The following is a 22925-nucleotide window of genomic DNA, read 5'->3' on the forward strand; positions in this document are numbered from 1 at the left end:
TCGATTATCGAACAGATACCTGACCAACTTCGAACGCTACGCTAATAGCGTGAAACGGCCCCGGCAAAAAGGTGCCGGCGCGCGTGTTGTAGGCGCGCCAATTGTCCGAGACAGCCGTGAAACAAGGCCTAGCCACCTTCGCGGTCAATGGAACAACCGCGTGCTGAGTTCACGACTGGCCTCCAATAGCACCGGCAGGAAGCGGGTTTCCAGCTCTTGGCGCGAAACGCGTCCGGCATGGGTCCCAACGTTGAGCGCAGCCAGAACCTGGCCGGCGGAGTCCTTGAGCGGCACCGCCAGCGAGCGCAATCCTACTTCCAGCTCTTGATCGATGATGACCCAGCCCTGACGACGGATATCGTCGATGCTGCTGCGCAGCGCTTCCGGTGTATGCAAAGTGCGACTGGTCTTGATCTGCAGGTCGGCGCGGGCGAGATAGTCGTCCAGCGCCGCGTCATCCAGCGCCGCCAGGAGGATGCGGCCCATGGACGTACAGTAGGCCGGCAGCCGGCTGCCCACCGACAGATCCACCGAGATCAACCGTTGCGGCGTCGCCGAGCGCGCCACGTAGAGCACCTCGTCGCCCTCCAGCGCCGCCATCGAGCAGGCCTCGTGCAGCTGCTCGCTGAGCCGGTCGAGGATCGGTTGCGCGGTCACCGCCAGCGGGGTCGACGAGAGATAGGCGTGACCAAGCGTCAGCACCTTCGGCAGCAGCGAGTAGGTACGCCCATCGGTGGTGACGTAACCCAGTTTCATCAGCGTGTGCAGGCAGCGGCGCACGGCTGCCCGGGGAATCTCGGTGCGATGGCTGATCTGCGCGATGGTGAGGTGGCGCTTGCGCTCCTGAAACGCATGGATCACCGCCAGGCCACGTGCCAAGGACGTCATGAAGTTGGGATCACCTGTCAGTGCGTCGATGCGCTTGGCTGGCGAGGCGATGATGGGTGGTGCCATCGGGGGAAAGTGGACGCGCTGGTCGTCAGTCATGGCAGTAACTCTGAGCTGGCAGTTCGGGCGATTATCGGCACAGCGACCGATTATCGCCAGCACCGGCGCAGGGCCGGTGTCAGCACTCCCGGACCATCATGGCCGTAGCGAGTGAACCCATATCCGAACCGAGCCGCGCGCCGGACGTCTACTGAACAGGCGGCCGAGACGGGGCCACTCTCTCTTGGCGCAATGGAGGATGGTGGATGAACGTAACCCGCGGGGTGATCTGGCTGGCACGCAGCGGCTATGCGGCAAGAGGCGTGGTGTACGTGATCATTGGATTTTTCGCGATCATGGCCGCGATCGGCGCAGGAAAGACTGTAGATACCAAAGGCGCAGTCCAGCAGCTGCTCGGGCAACCCTTCGGGAGCATGCTGCTCTGGCTGGTGGTGATCGGCCTGCTCGCGCATGTGGCCTGGCGATTGACTCAGGGTATCGGCGATACCGATAGGCACGGTCACGACGCCAAGGGCGTATTGGTACGTACTGGCCTGGTGAGCAGCGGCATAGTCAACCTGCTGCTCGCGCTGTTCACCCTGAGCCTGTTGGTGAGCGGGCTGGATCGTTTCTCCGAGGGTGGCGGCGGCTCTGGCAGTGACAAGACCGATAGCCTGATGCGCCTGCTGGGCCTGGAGCATTCCCACTGGCTGATCTGGACGATCGCGCTTATTCCACTGGGGGTTGGCATTGCGCACCTGATCAAGGCCTGGCGCGCGCATTTCGAACGCTACTTCCAGTGCGATGAACGCACCATGCGCCTGGTCAGTCCCGTTTCCCGTGTTGGGCTGGCTGCCCGGGGCTGTTCATTCCTGATCATCGCCGGACTGCTGTTCATGGGTGGCAGCCGCTACGAGCCCACCGATCCACCGGGCCTCAAGGAAGCACTGGAAGCCCTTCAGGGTCTGCCCGCAGGCGGCGTGCTACTGCTGGCAATTGGTGTCGGCATGCTCGCCTTCGCCGTGTACAGCTTCGCGGAAGCGCGCTGGCGGCGGATCGACCTTTCGGAAGTGACGGATTGAAGCCTGGCGGCCGAAGAGGTAGCCAAGTAGAGACGATGCGCTGAGCGGACTGGCGAAGGCGCCGTGCAGGTCGAGCAGCCACGCTCGACCTGCACTGTCTGATCAACCGGCGTGATAATCCGCGTCGGCTTCCTCGAAGCGCTTGACGATGCTCGGGGCCGGCTCGGCGCCCAGCTTGCTCACCACGAAGATGGCGATGCTGGCGAGGATGAAGCCAGGGATGATCTCGTACAGGCCCAGACCGATGAATTCCTTCCACACCACCACGGTGACCGCACCAACCAGCATGCCGACCAGCGCGCCGTTGCGGGTCATGCGCTTCCACAGCAGCGAGATCAGCACCACCGGACCGAACGCCGCGCCGAAGCCGGCCCACGCGTAGGACACCAGCCCCAGCACCTTGCTGTCCGGGTTGGAAGCGATGCCGATGGCGATCAGTGCGATCAACAGCACCATGCCGCGGCCGACCCAGACCAGCTCGGTCTGCGAGGCGTTCTTGCGCAGCATGGCCTTGTAGAAGTCCTGCGTCAGCGCACTGGAGCTGACCAGCAGCTGCGCACTGAGCGTACTCATCACCGCCGCCAGTACGCCGGACAGAATGATGCCCGCAACCCAGGGGTTGAACAGGATCTTCACCAGCTCCATGAACACCCGCTCGCCGTTCTGGCTGACCGCACCAGCCTGCTCCGGATGGTCGGCGAAGTAGGCGATGCCGAGGAAGCCCACCGCGACGGCGCCCGCCAGAGTCAGGATCATCCAGGTCATGCCGATGCGGCGGGCGTTGGGGATGGTCTTGATCGAGTCGGCGGCCATGAAGCGCACCAGGATGTGCGGCTGGCCGAAGTAACCCAGGCCCCACGCCAGCAGCGAGACGATCGCGACAAAGGACAGCCCGCGGAACATGTCGAAGTTGGCCGGGTTCTGCGCCTCGATAGTGGCCATCGCAGTGCCCATATCGCCGAGGGCGAGGATGACGAACACCGGAGTGACCAGCAGCGCGAAGATCATCAGCGTGGCCTGCACGGTGTCGGTCCAGCTCACCGCGAGGAAACCGCCAATGAACACATAGAGGATGGTCGCCGCTGCACCGACCCACAGTGCGTATTCGTACGGCATGCCAAAGGTGGACTCGAACAGGCGCGCACCAGCGACCACGCCTGAGGCGCAGTAAATCGTGAAAAACACCAGGATTACCAGCGCGGAGAAGATCCGCAGCATGCGGCTCTCGTCCTCAAAACGGTGCGAGAAGTAGTCCGGCAATGTGAGGGCGTTGTGGTTGTGCTCGGTGTGCACGCGCAGACGGCCGGCGACGAACAGCCAGTTGAGCCAGGCGCCGACGATCAGGCCGATGGCGATCCAGCTTTCCGACAGGCCGGCGACGAAGATCGCGCCGGGCAGGCCCATCAGCAGCCAGCCGCTCATGTCCGAGGCACCGGCCGACAGCGCGGTGACGAAACTGCCGAGGCTGCGGCCGCCGAGGATGTAGTCAGAGAAATTCTTGGTAGCGCGGTAGGCAATGAAGCCGATCAGGATCATCGCCGCAATGTAGATCACGAAGGTGATCAGAGTGGGAGTGCTGACGTTCATGGGACTTGTTTTCCTTGTTGGTCCTGACGCTCCGCCACAGCCCGGGATGCGACCGGCACCCGTAACGGAGCAATCGAGGAGCGCAAGGATAGCGCGTCGCTGCCATCCGCGCCCGTGGCTGCGAAGGTCCCTAACGCAGGGTCTGGCCTCTGCAAACGAAAAAGGGCCGGCAACCGGTGCCGACCCTTGCGCTGTGACAATCAGCCTTATCAGAACGCCAGGCGCATGCCTACGGTCAGGTTACGTCCGGGCAGCAACACGTCGTCCTTGATGAAGGAGGTGTGCTGGCGGGCCTTCTCATCCAGCAGGTTATTGGCCTTGAGGTAGAGCAGGTAGTCGGTCTGGTTCAGCGAGCCGCTGTAACCCAGGCTGGCACCGAGCATGTTGTAGCCACCGGTTTCACTCTCGTAATCGGCCAGCTCGTCCTGACGCTGCACGCGATAGAACTCCAGCTGACCATTGAGCGCCGGGGTAAAGCTCTGATCCAGCCGCACGCCCAGGCGATCGGCCGGGATGCGCGGCAGGTCGCCACCACCGTCGCGCAACTTGCCACGCACATGGTCGCCGAACAGGGTGAAGGCGGTGGCGTCGGTGGCCTGGAAGCGCACCTCTCCTTCGGCGCCAGTGAGCACGGCATCCTGCTGGCGGTATTCGATCTCGCGGTAGCCACCACCGATGTCGTTGCCGGTGTCAGCGGCATAGATGAAGTCATCCACCTCGTTGCGGAAAACGCTGAGGCTGAAGGTGGTACGGCCGGCGAACTTGCGCAGGGTGATCTCGGCGTTGTGCGAGGTTTCTTCTTCCAGATCGACATTGCCCAGCTCAACGGTACGGGTCGCCGCATGTGGGCCGTTGGCGTAGAGCTCCTCGGCACTGGGCAGGCGCTGCGAGCGCGTCAGCGAGAAGCCCAGCGAGTACTGCGGCGCGAAGGTCCAGACCGCACCAGCGGACATCGAAGTGCCGCTGTGATCGGTATCCGGACGGCCATCGGCATCGATGTCCTGCCATTCGTGGCGCAGGCCGAGTTCGTAGCGCCAGGCGCCGGCGGTGTACTCCTCAAGCAGGAACAGGCCGTGGTTGCGCGTCAGCGTCTGCGGCACGTAGGCCTCCTCGCCGAGGGCTTCGAAGTCGCGACGCAGGGTCTGCGCGCCGAGCACACCGCGCCAGCCGAACAGAGGCTGATGGGTCAGTTCCAGACGCGCGTCGGTGGCGTCGTTGTTGAAGCGGGTGCCCACTTCGCCGCCTTCGATTTCCTTGTGCTGATAGTCGCTGTGGCCGATGCGCAGCCGCGCCAACTCGAAGCCCGGCAGCGGATCGCTCAGCTCGCCGCGCAGGTCCCAGCGCTTCTGCCGCATGTCGACGTAAGGCACGCCGCCGCCCTCCTCGTCATGATCATCCTCATCTTCGTCATCATGCTCACCGCAGTGCCATTGAATGCCGTCCAGGTGACACTCGGCGTGCTCGTGGCCCAGCAGCCCGTAGCGGTTGTTCTGTTCGCCATAGGCCATGCCGATGTAGCCGCGCTCGCCGATGAAACTGGCACCCAGATTGAAGCTGTCGGTGTCGTTGTAGGAGCCTTCCTGCTTGTTCGACGAACCGGGGATTTCATAGGGGTCGGCCTGCCGCTTGGTGCCCTCGGCGCGCACAGCGAAGTTGCCACTGCCCGCCGTGATACCGAACACCCCTGCCCCTTCATTGGCGACGCTGTTGGCGCGCAGTTCCAGCTCGCCTTCGTAGCCCTTCTCCGGGACGCGGGTGGGAATCTTCTTGTCGATCACGTTGACCACACCGCCGATTGCGCCGCCGCCGTAGAGCAGGGTTGCCGGCCCCTTGAGCACTTCGATGCGCTCGGCCAGTAGCGGTTCGCTGGTCACCGCGTGGTCGGGGCTGATGGTGGAGGCGTCGAGCAGCTCGACGCCATCGCTCAGCACCTTGACCCGCGCGCCGTCCAGCCCGCGAATCACCGGACGCGCCGCACCGGCACCGAAACTGCTGGAGCGTACGCCTGGAACAGTCTCCAAGGTTTCGCCCAAGGTCGCCTCGCGACGCAGCACCAGTTCGTCGCCCTCCATCACAGCAGCCGGGGTGGTCATCTCATGGCTTTGCTTGGCCAGGCCGCTGGCGCTGACCACGACGGATTGCAGTTCGACCGGCTCGGCGGCCCAGGCAGCCGGAACCAGGGCCAGGCTGATCGACCAGGCCAGGGGGTGACGCTTCAGTTTCATGTGACTCTCCAGACAGTGGCGGTTGCCTTCCGAGCAACCGGGGACGGCTGTGCGCCGGCGCCTTTCGCTTTGGGCGCAGCTTCGCGGGGGGAGAATCTAGCATGTTATATCGTAACGTTTAACTCTGTTTTTACTGTATGAAGTACAACGGATCTGACTTGTCCGTGGTCGAAAGGGAAATGCCGTGCGGCCTTCGCGCGGCTCTGGCACCGCTTCGGGAGACAGATCATGACCGTAGACATCGACACCACCACCGGTACCTGCTGCGTGGTCATCAGTGGCAATACGCACCGCAGCGCCCTGATGGACGTCCGCATCACCACCGATCCACAGGCACGCATGTCGGTTATGAATATCGACGGCACCAGCATCCATGTGCCGGAAGACGAAGCCGAACACCTGATCGCGGCGGGTGCGGTGGACGACCGCTCCAACCTGGTAGCGGACGACTGACCACGACCAGAAACGCAGAACCCCGGCTAGCCGGGGTTCTGGTGCTAGGGTGGATGGCCGGAACCGGCCACCCGCCTATGCTGGTCTAGGCGGTCATAGCCACCCTGCGCAGGTCAACCGGCGTGATAATCCGCGTCGGCTTCCTCGAAGCGCTTGATGATGCTCGGGGCCGGTTCGGCGCCCATCTTGCTCACCACGAAGATAGCGATGCTGGCGAGGATGAAGCCAGGGATGATCTCGTACAGGCCCAGACCGATGAATTCCTTCCACACCACCACGGTGACCGCACCGACCAGCATGCCGGCCAGCGCGCCGTTGCGGGTCATGCGCTTCCACAGCAGCGAGATCAGCACCACCGGACCGAACGCCGCGCCGAAGCCGGCCCAGGCGTAGGACACCAGGCCCAGGACCTTGCTCTCCGGGTTGGAGGCGATGCCGATGGCGATCAGCGCGATCAGCAGCACCATGCCGCGGCCAACCCACACCAGCTCAGTCTGCGACGCGCTTTTGCGCAGCATCGCCTTGTAGAAGTCCTGGGTCAGCGCGCTGGAGCTGACCAGCAACTGCGCACTAAGCGTACTCATCACCGCCGCCAGTACGCCGGACAGAATGATCCCCGCAACCCAGGGGTTGAACAGGATCTTCACCAGCTCCATGAACACCCGCTCGCCGTTCTGGCTGACCGCACCAGCCTGCTCAGGATGGCCAGCGAAATAGGCGATACCGAAGAAGCCCACCGCCACGGCGCCCGCCAGCGTCAGGATCATCCAGGCCATGCCGATGCGGCGGGCGTTGGGAATGGTCTTGATCGAGTCGGCGGCCATGAAGCGCACCAGAATGTGCGGCTGGCCGAAGTAACCCAGGCCCCAGGCCAGCAGCGAGATGATCGCAACGAAGGAGAGCCCGCTGAACATGTCGAAGGCGGCCGGGTTCTGCGTGGCAATGGTGTCCATCGCCGCGCCCATGTCGCCCAGGGCGAGGATGACAAACACCGGGGTGATCAGCAGGGCGAAGATCATCAGCGTGGCCTGCACGGTATCGGTCCAGCTCACCGCGAGGAAGCCACCGATGAACACATAGAGGATGGTCGCCGCGGCGCCGATCCACAGTGCGTACTCGTACGGCACGCCGAAGCTGCTCTCGAACAGCCGCGCGCCAGCGACCACACCGGAAGCGCAGTAGATGGTGAAGAACACCAGAATCACCAGCGCGGAGAAGATCCGCAGCATGCGGCTCTCGTCCTCGAAGCGGTGCGAGAAGTAGTCCGGCAATGTGAGGGCGTTGTGGTTGTGCTCGGTGTGCACGCGCAGACGGCCGGCGACGAACAGCCAGTTGAGCCAGGCGCCGACGATCAGGCCGATGGCGATCCAGCTTTCCGACAGGCCGGCGACGAAGATCGCGCCGGGCAGGCCCATCAGCAGCCAGCCGCTCATGTCCGAAGCACCGGCCGACAGCGCAGTGACAAAGCTGCCGAGGCTGCGACCGCCGAGGATGTAGTCGTCGAAGTTCTTGGTAGCGCGATAAGCGACGAAACCGATCAGGATCATCGCCGCGATGTAGATCAGAAAGGTGATCAGCGTGGGTGTACTGATGCTCATGTGTGTCCCTCGTTAGTTGTTGTTCGGCACAACGCGAGCGGACCCGCATCGCACCTTGGCAGAGGGCGATGGCGCCAAGGCCATCACCTGTGACAGACCCAACGGGGCCCGTCAGTGGCGGAAGAGCGTCCGCCAACTGTCCATTTGTTGTTGTGATCCGCCCGCGCGTGCGGCCGGTGACGAAGCACTGGCGGGTTTTCAGTCGTCGCCCAGCGACAGCAGCGAGGCGTTGCCGCCCACCGCGGTGGTGTTGGTGGAGGTGGTGCGTTCGTTGGCGAAACGCAGCAGATAGCTGGGCCCACCCGCCTTCGGGCCAGTACCCGACAGGCGACATCCGCCGAACGGCTGCACGCCGACCACCGCACCAATCTGGTTGCGATTGACGTAGAGGTTACCGACCCGCGCCAGTTGCTCGATGCGTTCGGCGGTTTCCTCGTTGCGGCTGTGCACGCCGAGGGTCAGGCCGTAGCCGGTACCGTTGATCGCCGCGACCACCTTTTCCAGATCCGCCGCGTCGTAGCGCACCACGTGCAGCACCGGACCGAAATGTTCCTTCTTCAGCTGGTGAATGCCGTCGATCTCGAAGGCCACCGGCGCCACGAAATGACCGTTCAGACCAGCCGGCACTGTCGCTTCGGCGATCAGGCGCCCTTCGCTCTTGAGCTGCTGGATGTGCGCCAACAGGCCTTCGCGGGCTTCCTGATCGATCACCGGACCGATGTCGTTCTCGCGCAGATGGGTCGGGCCGACCCTGAGCTCGGCCATGGCGCCCTTGAGCAGGTCGATGACCCGGTCGGCGATGTCGCGCTGCACGTAGAGCACGCGCAACGCCGAGCAGCGCTGGCCGGCACTGGTGAAGGCAGAGCCGACGGCATCCTTGATGACCTGCTCGGGCAGCGCTGTGGAATCAACGATCATCGCGTTCTGCCCACCGGTCTCGGCGATCAGCGTGGCGATCGGGCCTTCCTTCTCGGCCAGCTGGCGGTTGATGATGCGCGCCGTGTCGGTCGACCCGGTGAAGCACACGCCGACCACGCGCGGATCGCGACAGAACACACCGCCCAGGGTGGCGCCGTCGCCGGGCAGGAAGGCGATCGCCTCCTGCGGCAGGCCGGCCTCGAACATCAGCTCCAGTGCGCGCGCGGCGATCAGGCTGGTCTGCTCGGCCGGCTTGGCCAGCACGGTGTTGCCGGCCACCAGTGCCGCGGTGATCTGGCCGAGGTAGATCGCCAGCGGGAAATTCCACGGGCTGACGCAGACGAACACGCCGCGGCCTTCATGGAACAGTTCGTTGCGCTCGCCAGTCGGGCCCTTGAGCTCCTCACGGCCAAGCTTCAGCCGCGCCTGCTGGGCGTAGTAACGGCAGAAATCCACCGCCTCGCGTACTTCGTCGATACCGTCCTGCAGCGACTTGCCGGCTTCCACGGTACACAGCGCCATCAGCTCGGCGCGGTGCTGCTCCAGCAGATCACCCAGACGCTCCAGCACTGCGGCACGGGCTTCCACCGGCGTGGCATTCCAAATCGGCCAGTAGGCTGCCAGGCGATCGATGGCCTGGCGCGCCTGGTCGGCGCTGGCGAACTGCGCCTGGCCGACGACCTTGTTCAGCTCATAAGGGCAACGCACCTCGGACGGCGTACCGGCAAGGGTCCGGCCGCTGATGACCGGTGCGGCTTGCCACTGGCGCTCGAGGAAGGGCTGATAGGCGCTGGCCAGTTCGGTCCATTGATTCTGGATGTTCATGTTGATCCCTTGAGAGTTCTTGCGGTTGCCGAACAGCGCCGGCGGCAGCGGAATGCGCGGGTTGCCCGGCGCGGCGAATCTGCGCAGCTGGGTGACCGGATGATCGATCAGCGATTCGACCGGCACGCGCGGGTCGACCAGCTGGTGAACAAAGGACGAGTTGGCGCCGTTCTCCAGCAGGCGACGCACCAGATAGGGAAGAAGATCCTTGTGCGCACCGACCGGTGCGTAGATCCGTACGTTGCGGGCGTACTTCTCGATCACCGTGTCGTACAGAGCATCGCCCATGCCGTGCAGGCGCTGGAACTCGAACTCACGCGGCTGCGCCGTTTCCTCGGCCATGGCCAGGATGCAGCTGACGGTGTGCGCGTTGTGGCTGGCGAACTGCGGGTAGATCACGCCACGGGTGTGCTCGGACAACAGGTAGCGCGCGCAGGCGAGGTAGGAGGTGTCGGTGCCCTCCTTGCGGGTGTAGACGGGATAGCCGTCCAGCCCCTGCACCTGGCACTGCTTGATCTCGCTGTCCCAGTAGGCGCCTTTTACCAGGCGCAGCGGAATACGCTCACCGAGTTCGCGGCCGAGCAGCGTCAGCCAGACCAGCACCGGCAGGCAGCGCTTGGAGTACGCCTGGATCACCAGACCGAACTCGCCCCAGCCGGCGATGGCCGGGTCGCGCAGGAGCTTTTCGTACAGCTCCAGCGATAGCTCGAGGCGATCGGCCTCTTCGGCATCGATGGTGATACCGACGTTCAACCGCCGCGCAAGAATCGCCAGTTCGCGGACACTGCCAAACAGCTCGGTGAGCACGCGCTCGCGCTGGGCGAGTTCGTAACGCGGATGCAGCGCCGACAGCTTGATCGACACCGACGGACGCGGGCCCTTGCCGACCTGCGGCTCGGCACCGACGGTTTCCACGGCCTGACGGTAGTCGGCCATGTACTTGGCGGCGTCTTCGGCGGTCAGCGCGGCCTCGCCGAGCATGTCGAAGGAGTAGGTGTAGCCCTTCTCGCGCTCGGGACGACCGTTCTTCAAGGCTTCGGAAATGGTCCGGCCAAGCACGAACTGCTTGCCCATCAACTTCATCGCCTGATTCATCGCGCCGCGGATCACCGGTTCGCCGGAGCGTTTGAGCAGGCGACCGATGACGTTCTTCGGCCGGCCATCGGCGGTTTCCGGATCGACCACCTTGCCGGTCATCACCAGCCCCCAGGCGGCGAAGTTGACCAGCACGTTGTCGCTCTGGCCGAGGTGACGTTCCCATTCGGCGGCGTTGAGCTTGTCGCGGATCAGCGCGTCGGCGGTGGCGGCATCCGGCACCCGCAGCAGCGCTTCGGCCAGACACATCAGCATCAGCCCTTCCTGGGTATCCAGGCTGTACTGGCGCAGCAGCGCATCGAGCGTGTCGACGGCATTGTCGCGCCCGCGAACCGCTTCGATCAGGCTGCGCGCACGCTCGCGAATGGCGGCAATGCCTGCCTCGCCGGGATCGGCAAGCTGCAACAGTTCGGTGAGATATTGCGCCTCGTCAACGCTGTAGTTGGCGCTGATGGCGGGAAAGAATTCCGCGGCTTTCTGGTTGGCGAAGGCGCCATCCAGCACGTGACCGGCCTTGAACATGCGCCGCTCCTCTTGTGATTGTGTCTGCTTAAAGGTCTAGTCCACGGCCAGGCTGTTGGTGCAGCACAAGACAATGAGCCAGGTCGGGAGACGGAATGTAGGGGCAGCACAGCGCGTCGTTCTTGCGCAAAACTACGGAAGTTTTACAAAAAACTACGAAAGCCGGACGCCGAAACACGGAGGTAATGAAAGCGCAACAGAATGGCGCAGGAATATGTGCCTGGTAGCTGAAGAGCCCGAAAACAGGGCGATCAGCAGTCGGACTTGCGCAATCCGCGAGGGGTCAGACCCAGATAGCGACGGGTCGCCGTGGTCAATGCGCTCTGGCTGGAGAAGCCGCACTCCTCGGCAATCCGCACCAGCGGCAGCGGCGTTTCGCGCAGCAGGCGGGCAGCACGGTCGAGGCGGGTCTTGAGCAGGTACTGGTGTGGCGTGAGGCCGACACAGTCCTTGAACTGGGCGTGGAAATGGCTGGGGCTGAGGCAGACGACCTGGGCTAGCTCGGCTACGGTGATGCGTCGCGCCAGGTTGTCCTGAATATGGCTGTCCAGCCGCTGGATATCGAGCGGGCCAACGGGGCGCTGCAGCGATTCACCAAATAGTCGCAAGTGCAGCGCCCGCAACAACACGCCGCCCAGCGCCCGGGCCAGCAGTGGATCGCTGCCATAGCGCGCCAGCTCGGCGCCGGCGTAGGCCAGCAGGTTCTGGAAATCGGCATCCAGCGCCGGATAGCGCGGCGCTTCGAACAGCCGAGCCAGCAGCTCCGGGTCTTCGGTGCCGACATCCTGCTCGTCCAGATCGATGATCAGCATGCGGTTGTCGCCCATGCCGGCGAAGCCGTGATCGGCATCGCCCGGCACCAGACAGGCGCGCATCCGACAAACCTCGCCGCCCGTGCCGTTGACCTCGAATTCCGCGCGCCCAGAAAGCGACATCACCAGCTGGTGATAGTCGTGGGCGTGCTGATGAGTCTGGTCATCCAGGCGAAGCAGACGGGCGTTGAGCATGGTTGGCACCTGAGGCTGGGTCTGTCGCCGCGTCGTTCGGAGGCCATGCCGAAAGGGAACAGACCGTCGGCACTTTACCGGACCGCACCCATGGTGCCCACCCCCGCGCGACGGCATTGAAATCATCCGCACCACCACCCATCTAAGGTGCACGTATTCGCAACGGGTGCCGCATGAACGACGACGTCAATCAGGACCATATCGAGCAGGAAATCATTTCTTCCAATGGCCTCGTACTGCCTGACCAGCAGCTACCGGACAAGCTCTACATCATTCCCGTGCACAACCGGCCTTTCTTCCCGGCCCAGGTGTTGCCGGTGATCGTCAACGAAGATCCCTGGGCCGAGACCCTGGAGCGCGTGGCCAAGACGCCGCACCAGCGGGTCGCGCTGTTCTTCGTCGACTCACCGGTGCTGGATATGGCGACCTTCGACCCTGACAGCCTGCCGGAACACGGCACCATGGTCCGCGTGCACCATGCCACCCAGGAAGGCGGCAAGCTGCAGTTCGTCGCGCAAGGCCTGGCACGGGTGCGTATCCGCGGCTGGCTGCGGCGCAAGCCGCCGTATCTGGTGGAGGTCGACTATCCGAAGAGCGATGACGATCCGCGTGACGAGGTGAAGGCCTACGGCATGGCGCTGATCAACGCGATCAAGGAGCTCCTGCCGCTCAACCCGCTGTACAGCGAAGAACTGAAGAACTACCTGAACCGCTTCAGCCCCAACGATCCGTCGCCGCTGTCGGACTTCGCCGCCGCGCTGACCACCGCGCCGGGCGTGGAATTGCAGGAAGTGCTGGATACCGTGCCAGTGTTGAAGCGCATGGAGAAGGTGCTGCCGCTGCTGCGCAAGGAAGTGGAAGTCGCCAGGCTGCAGAAGGAGCTGACCGGCGAGGTCAATCGCAAGATCGGCGAGCGCCAGCGCGAGTTCTTCCTCAAGGAACAACTGAAGATCATCCAGCGCGAGCTGGGCATCACCAAGGACGACAAGAGCGCCGATGCCGACGAGTTCCGCGCGCGACTGGAAGGCAAGGTGGTGCCGCCCGCCGCGCAGAAGCGCATCGACGAAGAACTGAACAAGCTGTCGATCCTCGAGACCGGCTCACCGGAATATGCCGTCACCCGCAACTACCTGGACTGGGCCACTGCCCTGCCCTGGGGCGTTTACGGCCAGGACAAACTCGACCTCAAGCGCGCGCGCAAGGTGCTGGACAAGCATCACGCCGGGCTTGATGACATCAAGAACCGCATCCTCGAATTCCTCGCCGTCGGTGCCTTCAAGGGCGAAATCGCCGGCTCCATCGTGCTACTGGTCGGCCCGCCGGGCGTGGGCAAGACCAGTATCGGCAAGTCGATCGCCGAATCCCTGGGGCGGCCGTTCTATCGTTTCAGCGTCGGCGGCATGCGCGATGAGGCGGAGATCAAGGGCCACCGCCGCACCTACATCGGCGCCCTGCCCGGCAAGCTGGTGCAGGCGCTCAAGGATGTCGAGGTGATGAACCCGGTGATCATGCTCGATGAGATCGACAAGCTCAGCAGCAGCTACCAGGGTGATCCCGCCTCAGCGCTGCTGGAGACGCTGGACCCGGAACAGAACGTCGAATTCCTCGACCATTACCTGGACCTGCGCCTGGACCTGTCCAAGGTGCTGTTCGTCTGCACGGCGAACACCCTGGACTCGATTCCCGGCCCGCTGCTCGACCGCATGGAGGTGATCCGCCTGTCCGGCTACATCGCCGAGGAGAAGCTGGCCATCGCCAAACGTCACCTGTGGCCCAAGCTGCTGGACAAGACCGGCGTGCCCAAGCAGCGCCTAGCCATCAGCGACAGCGCCATGAAAGCGGTGATCGAAGGCTATGCCCGTGAAGCTGGTGTGCGTCAGCTGGAGAAGCAACTGGGCAAGCTGGTCCGCAAGGCAGTGGTGCAGTTGCTGGAAGACCCCCAAGCGGTGCTGAAGATCACGCCGAAGGACCTGGAAAGCTACCTCGGCAAACCGGTGTTTCGCAGCGAACAGGTGCTCTCCGGGGTCGGCGTGATCACCGGCCTTGCCTGGACCAGCATGGGCGGCGCCACGCTGCCGATCGAGGCGACGCGCATCCATACGCTCAACCGTGGTTTCAAGCTCACCGGCAAGCTCGGCGAGGTGATGAAGGAGTCGGCGGAAATCGCCTACAGCTACGTCAGCTCGAACCTGAAGACCTTCAAAGGCGACCCGGAGTTCTTCGACCAGGCCTTCGTGCACCTGCACGTGCCGGAAGGCGCGACGCCCAAGGACGGCCCCAGCGCTGGCATCACCATGGCCAGCGCGCTGCTCTCACTGGCGCGCAACCAGCCGCCGAAGAAAGGCGTGGCCATGACTGGCGAGCTGACGCTGACCGGCCATGTGCTGCCGATCGGCGGGGTACGCGAAAAGGTGATCGCGGCGCGGCGGCAGAAGATTTTCGAGCTGATCTTGCCGGAAGCCAACCGCGGCGACTTCGAAGAGCTGCCGGACTACCTGAAGGAAGGGCTGACGGTGCACTTCGCCAAGCGCTTCGCCGACGTGGCCAAGGTGCTGTTCTGAAGGCAACGCCAGGTAAGTGGCACCCTTGCCTGGCCGCCACCACCAGCAGAGCCGAGCATTCGTAGCCTCGGCAACAGGGTCAAGACTTGGGCTGAGGCACCGGGGCAGCTATCCTCTCGGCAACCAATCCGACTGGTGCCGCTCCATGCTCTTCGTCCGTCGCGCGTTATTGCCTGCCGCCGCACTTCTGCTCAGCGCTTGCGCACAGCAGGCGCCCAATACCCTTACGCTGGATAATCAGGCCCGCAGCTGCCAGCCCATGCAGCTGAGCCAGGGTCAGGAATTCAACCTGCGACTGCCGAGCAACCCGACCACGGGCTTTCGCTGGTCGCTCCGTTCCGACGGCGCACCCCAGCTGAAGCTGCTCGGCCCCGAGGTCTACACCGTTCCCGAGAAAGCCGGAGTCGTCGGCGGTGCCGGGGTGTCGACCTGGCGTTTCCGCGCGGCCACCAGCGGCGAGGCCAACCTGGCACTCGAGTACGCCAGGCCCTGGGAGCGGGAAGTCGCCCCGGCTCAGCGCTTCGACTGCCGTATCCGTGTGAAATAATCGATACCAGCGGCACGGATCCCCAGCGCCACAGCCGAAAATCGCCTATACCGATTACAGGGACAACGTAGTCGGGGGGACATGTCATGGACGGCTTCAGATTGTGCCTGCTCTGCTGTGCGCTGCCGCTGCTTGCTGGCTGCGGCAACCTGCTTCCCAGTGAACGCGCCGAGGTCAGCTCCGGTTTCCGCGACTATCTCGACGCCGAGACCAGCTTCGCCCGTGCCACCCCGGGCAGCACGACCCGCGTCGAGCTGTTCAAGCTGGGTTTCGACCCACAGCATGGCGGTAATGGCCGCATCCTCTCGTTTCTGGATGTCAGGCAGCTGTTCGTCCAACCGAACATTCCGATCGAATACCTGCCGGACAGCCTGGTGACCTGCCTCCAGGCCAAGGACCGCTGCACTGGCTACGCCTTCGAATATACCCAGACCGACAGCCAGCGCGTCGGCAGCTTCTGGGCCGACGTGCTGAACTTCCGCAAGAACCGCCAGGTGCAGGGCTGGAACCTGCGAGCGGTGTTCGTACTGGTGGACGACACGCTGGTACACAAAGTCAGCAATGGCGAACCGCAGATCCGCCGCTATCAGGTACAGCGCAATCCGCTCGGGCCGCTGCAGGGTGCCGGTGAGTTTCTTTCCGACCAGCTGAAATAAGCGAACCTGGCGCGCACTTGGGCTAAAATGCGCGCCTTTTTGCTTCGCCGGAACACAGCCGTGACGCAACTTCCCGACCGAATCTATGCCAGCCCGCAGGCGCAGATCGCCGACTTCGTCTTCAACGAGGACGTGGTGCGCGTGTTTCCCGACATGATCAAGCGCTCCGTTCCCGGCTATCCAACGATTGTCGAAAACATCGGCGTGATCGCCGCGCAGTTCGCGCAGCCACATACCCACCTCTACGACCTCGGCTGCTCGTTGGGTGCGGTCACCCAGGCTCTGCGCCGCCACGTAAAGGTCGACAACTGCCAGGTGATCGCCGTGGACAACTCCGCGGCGATGGTCGAGCGCTGCCGCGAATACCTGCATGGGCAGGATTCGATGTTCCAGGAGCTGCTGCCGGTCGAGGTTATCGAGGGTGACATCCTGGCTCTGGAGTTCCGGCCAAGCTCACTGGTGGCGCTGAACTTCACCCTGCAATTCATTGCGCCGGAACAGCGTCCTGCCCTGCTCGGCCGCATCCGCCAGGCGCTGGTACCCGGCGGGGCACTGCTCCTGTCCGAGAAACTGCGTTTCGACGATGACAGCGAACAACAACTGCTGACCGATCTGCATATCGCCTTCAAGCGTGCCAATGGCTACAGCGAACTGGAGATTGCGCAGAAACGCAGCGCTATCGAGAACGTGATGAAGCCCGATAGCCTGGAAACCCATCGCCAGCGCCTGCTCGACGCCGGCTTTTCCAAGGTCGTGCCCTGGTTCCAATGCCTGAATTTCGCTTCGCTGATCGCCCTGCCATGAATCTCGACCTGACTCCTCTCGCCTGGCGCCTGGCCGGCACCCCTCTCGCGGCCTGGGCCAACAGCGTTCAGCAGCAGCTGGATGCCAAGCTTGCCGTCGGCCACGGCGACCTGCCGCGCTGGCGCCGAGCCGTCGATGCCCTGCCAGCGCTGGCGCCCGTGCAGGTCGAACTGCGTGACGGCTTCCGCCTCGACGCAATCTGTGACGACGCCACGCGCCAGGCCACCCGCGAGGCATTGATGGGCTTGTCGCCATGGCGCAAGGGCCCATTCGATGTGTTCGGTGTACACGTCGATACCGAGTGGCGCTCGGACTGGAAGTGGGAGCGGGTTGCACCGCACCTGGATCTCGCCGGCAAACGCATCCTCGATGTCGGTTGCGGCAACGGCTACTACATGTGGCGCATGCTCGGCGCCGGCGCCGACAGCGTGGTCGGGGTGGACCCGAACTGGCTGTTCTTCTGCCAGTTCCATGCAATGAAGCGTTACCTGCAGGAGCTGCCGGTCTGGCACTTGCCCTTCGCTTTGGAAGAGCTGCCGGCCAGGCTCGAAGGCTTCGAGACGGTCTTTTCCATGGGCGTGCTCTACCATCGCCGCTCCCCCATCGATCACCTGCTCGACCTGAAGGACTGTCTGGTCCGCGGCGGCGAGCTGGTGCTGGAAACACTGGTGGTCGAGGGCGACGAGAACACCGCACTGGTACCGGAAGACCGCTACGCACAGATGCGCAACGTCTGGTTCCTGCCCTCGGTGCAAGCGCTGGAATGCTGGCTGCGCCGCGCTGGTTTCGTCGACGTGCGCTGCGTGGACGTCAGCGTGACCAGCATTGAGGAACAGCGCAGCACCGAGTGGATGCGTTATCAGTCACTGCCCGACTTCCTTGATCCAGAAGACCACGGCAAAACCATCGAAGGCCTGCCGGCACCCATGCGCGCAGTGCTGCTGGCCCGCAAGCCTTAGTCGGCTAGTCGTTCAGCGCCGGCCCCTGGATGCTCGGCGCTGCGCCATCCGTTGCCGCAAGGGCATGTCGGCCATTGCGCTGATGCGTTGCCGATCCAGATCGCGCGCGACCAGCTCGCGATCATCCAATTGCAGCAATTGCCGATACAGCCGTCGTTGCCGCCAGGCGCAAAACCAATCGTGCAAGCTGCGCTGCATATCCAGCGGCCACATGGCTGGCATATAGAAATCCGGTACCTGGGGCTCGGCTTGTTGCCGCGCGGCGTTCTTGCGTTGTTCGACCGTCATGCTCACCTCCGCTTCGCTCGGGTGACCGCTCACTGGCTGTGGCGCCACCGGTTGCCGACAGGATGAGCGGGGGTTGATCGTTCAGACAAACGACTAATATGAAAGTCTTCGTTCAGAAAAACTGAAGCGCACACATGACAGCACCACTCGAGCAAACGCCTGCCCCCGCTACGCCGTTGCTGGAAAGCGATGTCCTGCGTACCTTCGTCGCGATCGCGGAAAGCGGCAGCTTCACCCGTGCCGCCGGACAGATCTATCGCAGTACCTCCGCCGTCAGCATGCAGATCAAACGCCTCGAAGAGACCCTCGGGCACTCATTGTTTGTACGCGAAGCCAGGCAGGTGCGCCTTACACCGGCCGGTGAGACGCTGCTCGGCTATGCGCGGCGCCTGCTCAAGCTCAACGAAGAAGCGGTCGCCCAGTTCCGCCAGCCGAGGCTGCAGGGCCGGGTACGCTTCGGCACCCCGGCGGATGTCGGTACACGTATCCTGCCCGGCCTGCTGGCGTTATTCGCGCGCAGTCATCCCGGCGTCGAGGTGGACGTCTCGGTAGCCCGCAGCATCGACATGATTGAGCGCATCGATGCAGGGGAACTGGACCTCGCTCTGGTCACCGTCGGCAACCTCGGGCAGGACGACTCCAGAGGCGAGCCAGTACATAGTGAAGCACTGGTATGGGCCGGGCGCAGCGGCGGTATCGCGGCGCTGCGCTCGCCGCTGCCTCTGGCGCTGGCCAGCCCCGATTGCGCCTGGCGTCGGCAGGCCCTGGATGCGCTCGATCGGATCGGCCGCCATTACCGTATCGCCTATTCGAGCGAGCAGACCTCCGGCCAGGAAGCGGCCATGATCGCCGATCTAGCCATCGCGCCCTACCCGGCGAGCCTGCTGCGCCCTCCCCTGCAATGCCTGGATGGGCAGTACGGACTACCGCAGTTGGGTGACTATCGAATCAACCTGCTGCGTGGCAGCAATCGGAGCGAAGCGGTCGACATCCTGGCAGAACAGGTAATCGCCGCCTTCGTCGAATATCGAAACCCGCGCGGCGGCCGTCGAGCCGAGCCAAACGAGGGAATGAAATGGCACGCTGGATGATCATCGCAGGCGCGGCACTACTCCTGCTTGGCGTTGCCTGGCACTACTTTCCCTGGTTGCTGAACTGGTTCGGCCGGCTGCCCGGCGACATTCGCATCGAGTCCGAGCGCAGCCGGGTATTCATTCCGATCACCTCAATGGTGATTTTGAGCATTGTGCTGAGCGTGCTGGTCAACCTGTTCCGTCGTTAAAGGTCGCTTTAGCACGGAAGCCTTCCTGGCTCCACAATGCCCTGAGCAGCGGGCTTGCCCGCGCACCACTCTGGCTACCCGTGCAACCAACCTCTTGGTATCTCCGAGACTGAAGCCCCTGGCTTTTTCAGCCCCGTGCCGCCGCGCTCAGGATCAAGTGTTTCATTTCCTTGACCGCCTGCTTGAAGCCAACGAACAGCGCATGGGCGACGATGGCGTGGCCGATGTTCAGCTCGTTGACGCCACGGATGGCAGCGATGGCCTCGGCGTTGTGGTAATGCAGGCCGTGCCCGGCATTGACGATCAGCCCATGGCTCAGCCCGGCTTCGACGCCATCGCGAATGCGCGCCAGCTCGCAGGCACGCTCGGCCACGCTGTGCGCATCGGCATAGCGCCCGGTGTGCAGTTCGATGGCCGGCGCGCCGATCCGTGCGGCCGCCTCGATCTGCCGCGGGTCGGCATCGATGAACAGCGAGACTTCCGCGCCACAGCCACGCAGACGCTCCACCGCCTCACGAATACGCGCCTCCTGACCGGCGACGTCCAGCCCGCCCTCGGTGGTCAGTTCCTGACGGGTTTCCGGAACCAGGCAGACGTGCTCCGGGCGCAGCTGCTCGGCAAAGGCCAGCATCGCCTCGGTCACGCCCATCTCGAAGTTCATTCGCGTCTGCAGAGCATCTTTCATCATCAGCACATCGCGTTCCTGGATATGCCGGCGATCTTCGCGCAGGTGCACGGTAATGCCGTCTGCGCCGGCTTCTTCGGCGTCCAGCGCGGCCTTGACCGGGTCCGGATAGCGGGTCCCGCGAGCCTGACGCAGGGTGGCGACATGGTCGACGTTGACGCCGAGCAGGATTCGATTGGCTTCAGTCACGCGGGGCCTCCTTCAGATTCATGAACAGTTCGCGGCTGACCAGCGGTCGGCCGCCCAGATGAGGTGCCAGGGCTTGGCGCATCAGTCGCTTGGCCGCCGCGAGCGCCCCCGGCATCTGCCAATCGGCCTCAGCCATTGCGAGAAGTTCCGCGCCGTTGAACAGCCCCGGCTGAAACCCGGCGACCGCTTCTAGGCCGGCATCAGGCAAAAGCTGGTACTGCCGCCGCGGGTCGATCGGCTCCCCGGCGATATCTACATCAAGGGCAAAACCATAGCCCAACTCGTCAAGCAGCCGCCATTCGAAGGCGCGCAGCAGCGGCTCGAGGGGGCGGTGTGCGGCCAGAGCCGGCAGGGTGGCGACGTAATGATCGAACAGCGCGGGGTGCGCGTCCTCCATCGGTAGCAGGCGTATCAGCAGCTCGTTGAGGTACATGCCGCTGAACAACGCCTGGCCATCGAGCCAGTGCGACGGCCCAGCGCTTTCGAGACGGGCAACGGTCTTCAGCTCCGATTTGCCGCGCAGCTCCACTTCGAGAGTCACGAACGGACGAATCAAGCTACCGGCCTTGCCTCGCGCTGCACGCATGACGGCACGCAGCCGACCCTGCGGGGTGAACAGGTCGACCAGCGCGCTGCTTTCCTTGTACGGGCGACTGTGCAGAACGAAAGCAGGCTGGTGCATGGCGGGCCAGAAGGTGCGCGATGCGCACGGGTGATTGCGGGTCGGCGCTTACTGGTAGCCCAGCGAATGCAGCGCACGCTCGTCGTCAGACCAGCCACCCTTCACCTTGACCCACAGGTGGAGCATGACCTTGGAGTCGAACAATACCTCCATGTCCTTGCGCGCTTCCTGGCCGATGCGTTTGATGCGCTCGCCCTTGTCCCCAATGATGATCTTCTTCTGCCCGTCACGCTCGACCAGAATCAGCGCGTGGATGTGCAGCACGCGGCCTTCCTGCTTGAAGTCCTCGATCTCCACGGTGATCTGGTAAGGCACCTCGGCACCAAGCTGACGCATGATCTTCTCGCGCACCAGCTCTGCGGCGAGGAAGCGGCTGCTGCGGTCGGTGATCTGGTCTTCCGGAAAGAAATGCTCGCTCTCTGGCAAGCGATCAGCGACCAGTTTTTCCAGCGTTTCCAGGTTCTGGCCGTGCTGCGCCGATATCGGAACGATCTCGGCATTCGGCAGCTGTTCGGCCAGCCAGCGCAGGTGCGGCAGCAGCTCGGCCTTGTCTTCGACACGGTCAGTCTTGTTGACCGCGATGATCAGCGGACCGGTGACGTACTGAACTCGCTCAAGCACCGCTTGGTCCTCGTCGGTCCAGCGGGTGCGGTCGACGACGAAGATCACCACGTCGACGTCCTTCAACGCCGATGCTGCCGTGCGGTTCATGTAGCGGTTCAGCGCGGTTTCACCGTTCTTGTGCAGCCCGGGCGTATCGACATAAACCGCCTGCACGCTGCCTTCGGTCTTGATGCCGAGCATGTTGTGGCGGGTGGTTTGCGGCTTGCGCGAGGTGATCGCGAGCTTCTGCCCGAGGATATGGTTGAGCAGCGTCGATTTGCCGACGTTCGGCCGGCCGACGATCGCCACGTAACCGCAACGGCTGACGTCTTCGGGTTGTAGCTGTTCGTCAGTCATGTCCGTTCTCCACGCCCAGGGCGATCAGTGCGGCTGCCGCGGCAACCTGTTCGGCAATGCGGCGACTGGCGCCCTGCCCATGCGTTTTTTCGTTCAGCAAAGCCACCTGACACTCGACGAAGAAGGTGCGGCAATGCGGCTCGCCCTGGATGTCCACCACCTCGTAACGCGGCAGCTCGCAGGCACGCGACTGCAGAAATTCCTGCAGCCGTGTCTTCGGGTCCTTGTTGGTATCGACCAGGGTCAGGCCCTGCAGCTCGTTAGCCAGCCAGGCAACGACCCGCTCGCGGGCAACGTCCATCCCGGCGTCAAGATAGATGGCGCCGATCAGTGCCTCGAGTGTGTCTGCCAGAATCGATTCGCGACGGTAGCCGCCGCTCTTGAGTTCACCGGAGCCCAGGCGCAGGTATTCGCCAAGCTCGAAACCACGCGCCAGCACCGCAAGCGTCTCGCCCTTGACCAGCCGAGCGCGCAGCCGCGACAGCTGCCCTTCACGAGCCTGCGGAAAATGATTGAACAGTGCCTCGCCGGCGACGAAGTTAAGGATGGCGTCGCCAAGGAACTCCAGACGCTCGTTGTTGCGTCCGGCGTAGCTACGATGGGTCAGGGCCAGGAGCATGAGCTCCTGGTCCTTGAATTGATAACCGAGCCTGCGCTCGAGACGGGCTAACGAAGTGCTCACGGCATCCTTAGGCGATATTCTTTGTCGAAGTTCGCCACCAGATCGAGATTGCGGATCAGCGGCTCGCGTTTTTCGTATTTCAGGTGCGCCCTGAACTCGTTGTTCTGGATCTCGACCTTCAGCGCATCCCTGAGATCGATGTTCTGGATGCCGTTGACCTGCATCCCCTTGCTTACATGGTTATAAAACTCCCCAACGCTGCGAATCTCAAGCGCTTCGTCGGTTTCCACGGACTGAATGATCTTGTCCATGGACATGTAGTCAAAATAATGCGGGAACATCTTGAACCCGGTGCTTGCCATAAACGCCACAACCGCCAGGACCATGATCCAGCTCAGCATGGACAGCCCTTTTTGCGAACGCGCAAAACTCATGTCGACCTCTATGTCGT

21 protein-coding genes are annotated in these 22925 nt (G+C 63.7%); 9 read left to right on the plus strand and 12 right to left on the minus strand.

Annotation, left to right across the window (positions count from 1 at the left end):
* Positions 1-144 precede the first annotated feature (144 nt).
* On the minus strand, positions 145-987 hold the full coding sequence (locus PSEST_RS14945) for an IclR family transcriptional regulator domain-containing protein (RefSeq protein ID WP_015277810.1): 843 nt from the start codon (positions 985-987) through the stop codon (positions 145-147).
* Between the two features lie 206 nt (positions 988-1193).
* Here PSEST_RS14945 and PSEST_RS14950 point away from each other — a divergent pair, with 206 nt between their 5' ends.
* Positions 1194-2009, plus strand: coding sequence for a DUF1206 domain-containing protein (locus tag PSEST_RS14950; protein ID WP_015277811.1), 816 nt, complete (start codon positions 1194-1196; stop codon positions 2007-2009).
* 102 nt (positions 2010-2111) lie between these two features.
* On the opposite strand, the gene putP (PSEST_RS14955) is transcribed toward PSEST_RS14950, so the two are convergent.
* Complete coding sequence (putP, locus tag PSEST_RS14955; protein WP_015277812.1) at positions 2112-3596, minus strand: sodium/proline symporter PutP; 1485 nt, start codon at positions 3594-3596, stop codon at positions 2112-2114.
* Positions 3597-3805: 209 nt separating this feature from the next.
* Complete coding sequence (locus PSEST_RS14960; protein ID WP_015277813.1) at positions 3806-5821, minus strand: TonB-dependent receptor; 2016 nt, start codon at positions 5819-5821, stop codon at positions 3806-3808.
* Between the two features lie 228 nt (positions 5822-6049).
* On the opposite strand from PSEST_RS14960, the gene PSEST_RS14965 reads away from it, so the two are divergent.
* Positions 6050-6274: a DUF3203 family protein gene (locus PSEST_RS14965; RefSeq protein ID WP_015277814.1), complete on the plus strand. Its 225-nt coding sequence runs from the start codon at positions 6050-6052 to the stop codon at positions 6272-6274.
* A 113-nt stretch (positions 6275-6387) separates the two neighbouring features.
* On the opposite strand, the gene putP (PSEST_RS14970) is transcribed toward PSEST_RS14965, so the two are convergent.
* The 3 genes from putP (PSEST_RS14970) to PSEST_RS14980 form a co-directional block, all read right to left on the minus strand.
* On the minus strand, positions 6388-7872 hold the full coding sequence (putP, locus tag PSEST_RS14970) for a sodium/proline symporter PutP (RefSeq protein WP_015277815.1): 1485 nt from the start codon (positions 7870-7872) through the stop codon (positions 6388-6390).
* 198 nt (positions 7873-8070) lie between these two features.
* Positions 8071-11232, minus strand: a complete 3162-nt coding sequence (gene putA / locus PSEST_RS14975) for a bifunctional proline dehydrogenase/L-glutamate gamma-semialdehyde dehydrogenase PutA (RefSeq protein ID WP_015277816.1) — start codon at positions 11230-11232, stop codon at positions 8071-8073.
* Between the two features lie 251 nt (positions 11233-11483).
* Complete coding sequence (locus PSEST_RS14980) at positions 11484-12239, minus strand: AraC family transcriptional regulator (protein WP_015277817.1); 756 nt, start codon at positions 12237-12239, stop codon at positions 11484-11486.
* Between the two features lie 173 nt (positions 12240-12412).
* On the opposite strand from PSEST_RS14980, the gene lon reads away from it, so the two are divergent.
* The 5 genes from lon to cmoB all read left to right on the plus strand — a co-directional run bounded on the left by lon (position 12413) and on the right by cmoB (position 17766).
* Positions 12413-14800 carry an endopeptidase La gene (gene lon / locus PSEST_RS14985; RefSeq protein ID WP_015277818.1) on the plus strand — a complete coding sequence of 796 codons (2388 nt, stop codon included), beginning with the start codon at positions 12413-12415 and terminating at the stop codon, positions 14798-14800.
* 145 nt (positions 14801-14945) lie between these two features.
* On the plus strand, positions 14946-15347 hold the full coding sequence (locus tag PSEST_RS14990; RefSeq protein ID WP_015277819.1) for a protease inhibitor I42 family protein: 402 nt from the start codon (positions 14946-14948) through the stop codon (positions 15345-15347).
* 86 nt (positions 15348-15433) lie between these two features.
* A complete protein-coding gene (locus tag PSEST_RS14995; RefSeq protein ID WP_015277820.1) occupies positions 15434-16003 on the plus strand; it encodes a hypothetical protein in 570 nt (189 codons plus the stop codon).
* A 60-nt stretch (positions 16004-16063) separates the two neighbouring features.
* Entirely contained in the window at positions 16064-16807 is a 744-nt protein-coding gene (gene cmoA, locus PSEST_RS15000) for a carboxy-S-adenosyl-L-methionine synthase CmoA (RefSeq protein ID WP_015277821.1), read from the plus strand.
* Positions 16804-17766: a tRNA 5-methoxyuridine(34)/uridine 5-oxyacetic acid(34) synthase CmoB gene (gene cmoB, locus PSEST_RS15005; RefSeq protein ID WP_015277822.1), complete on the plus strand. Its 963-nt coding sequence runs from the start codon at positions 16804-16806 to the stop codon at positions 17764-17766. Before cmoA ends, cmoB begins: the two co-directional genes overlap by 4 nt.
* A 12-nt stretch (positions 17767-17778) precedes the next feature.
* On the opposite strand, the gene PSEST_RS15010 is transcribed toward cmoB, so the two are convergent.
* Positions 17779-18054 carry a hypothetical protein gene (locus PSEST_RS15010; protein ID WP_015277823.1) on the minus strand — a complete coding sequence of 92 codons (276 nt, stop codon included), beginning with the start codon at positions 18052-18054 and terminating at the stop codon, positions 17779-17781.
* A gap of 134 nt (positions 18055-18188) precedes the next feature.
* On the opposite strand from PSEST_RS15010, the gene PSEST_RS15015 reads away from it, so the two are divergent.
* On the plus strand, positions 18189-19145 hold the full coding sequence (locus tag PSEST_RS15015; RefSeq protein ID WP_015277824.1) for a LysR family transcriptional regulator: 957 nt from the start codon (positions 18189-18191) through the stop codon (positions 19143-19145).
* Positions 19130-19336 (plus strand): DUF2905 domain-containing protein, encoded by a 207-nt coding sequence (locus PSEST_RS15020; protein ID WP_015277825.1) that lies wholly within the window; start codon positions 19130-19132, stop codon positions 19334-19336. Before PSEST_RS15015 ends, PSEST_RS15020 begins: the two co-directional genes overlap by 16 nt.
* Positions 19337-19463: 127 nt before the next feature.
* Here PSEST_RS15020 and pdxJ read toward each other — a convergent pair whose 3' ends face one another.
* From pdxJ to PSEST_RS15045, 5 genes are read right to left on the minus strand one after another with little or no spacing between them, the layout of a single operon-like run.
* Entirely contained in the window at positions 19464-20210 is a 747-nt protein-coding gene (gene pdxJ / locus PSEST_RS15025; protein ID WP_015277826.1) for a pyridoxine 5'-phosphate synthase, read from the minus strand.
* Entirely contained in the window at positions 20203-20892 is a 690-nt protein-coding gene (gene recO / locus PSEST_RS15030) for a DNA repair protein RecO (protein ID WP_015277827.1), read from the minus strand. The genes pdxJ and recO overlap by 8 nt, the downstream gene beginning before the upstream one ends.
* A gap of 48 nt (positions 20893-20940) precedes the next feature.
* Positions 20941-21852: a GTPase Era gene (gene era, locus PSEST_RS15035; RefSeq protein ID WP_015277828.1), complete on the minus strand. Its 912-nt coding sequence runs from the start codon at positions 21850-21852 to the stop codon at positions 20941-20943.
* Positions 21845-22534, minus strand: a complete 690-nt coding sequence (gene rnc, locus PSEST_RS15040) for a ribonuclease III (protein ID WP_003302298.1) — start codon at positions 22532-22534, stop codon at positions 21845-21847. Before rnc ends, era begins: the two co-directional genes overlap by 8 nt.
* Positions 22531-22908, minus strand: a complete 378-nt coding sequence (locus PSEST_RS15045; RefSeq protein WP_015277829.1) for a DUF4845 domain-containing protein — start codon at positions 22906-22908, stop codon at positions 22531-22533. Before PSEST_RS15045 ends, rnc begins: the two co-directional genes overlap by 4 nt.
* Positions 22909-22925: the final 17 nt, after the last annotated feature.

Source organism: Stutzerimonas stutzeri RCH2 (assembly GCF_000327065.1).
GTDB lineage: Bacteria > Pseudomonadota > Gammaproteobacteria > Pseudomonadales > Pseudomonadaceae > Stutzerimonas > Stutzerimonas stutzeri_AE.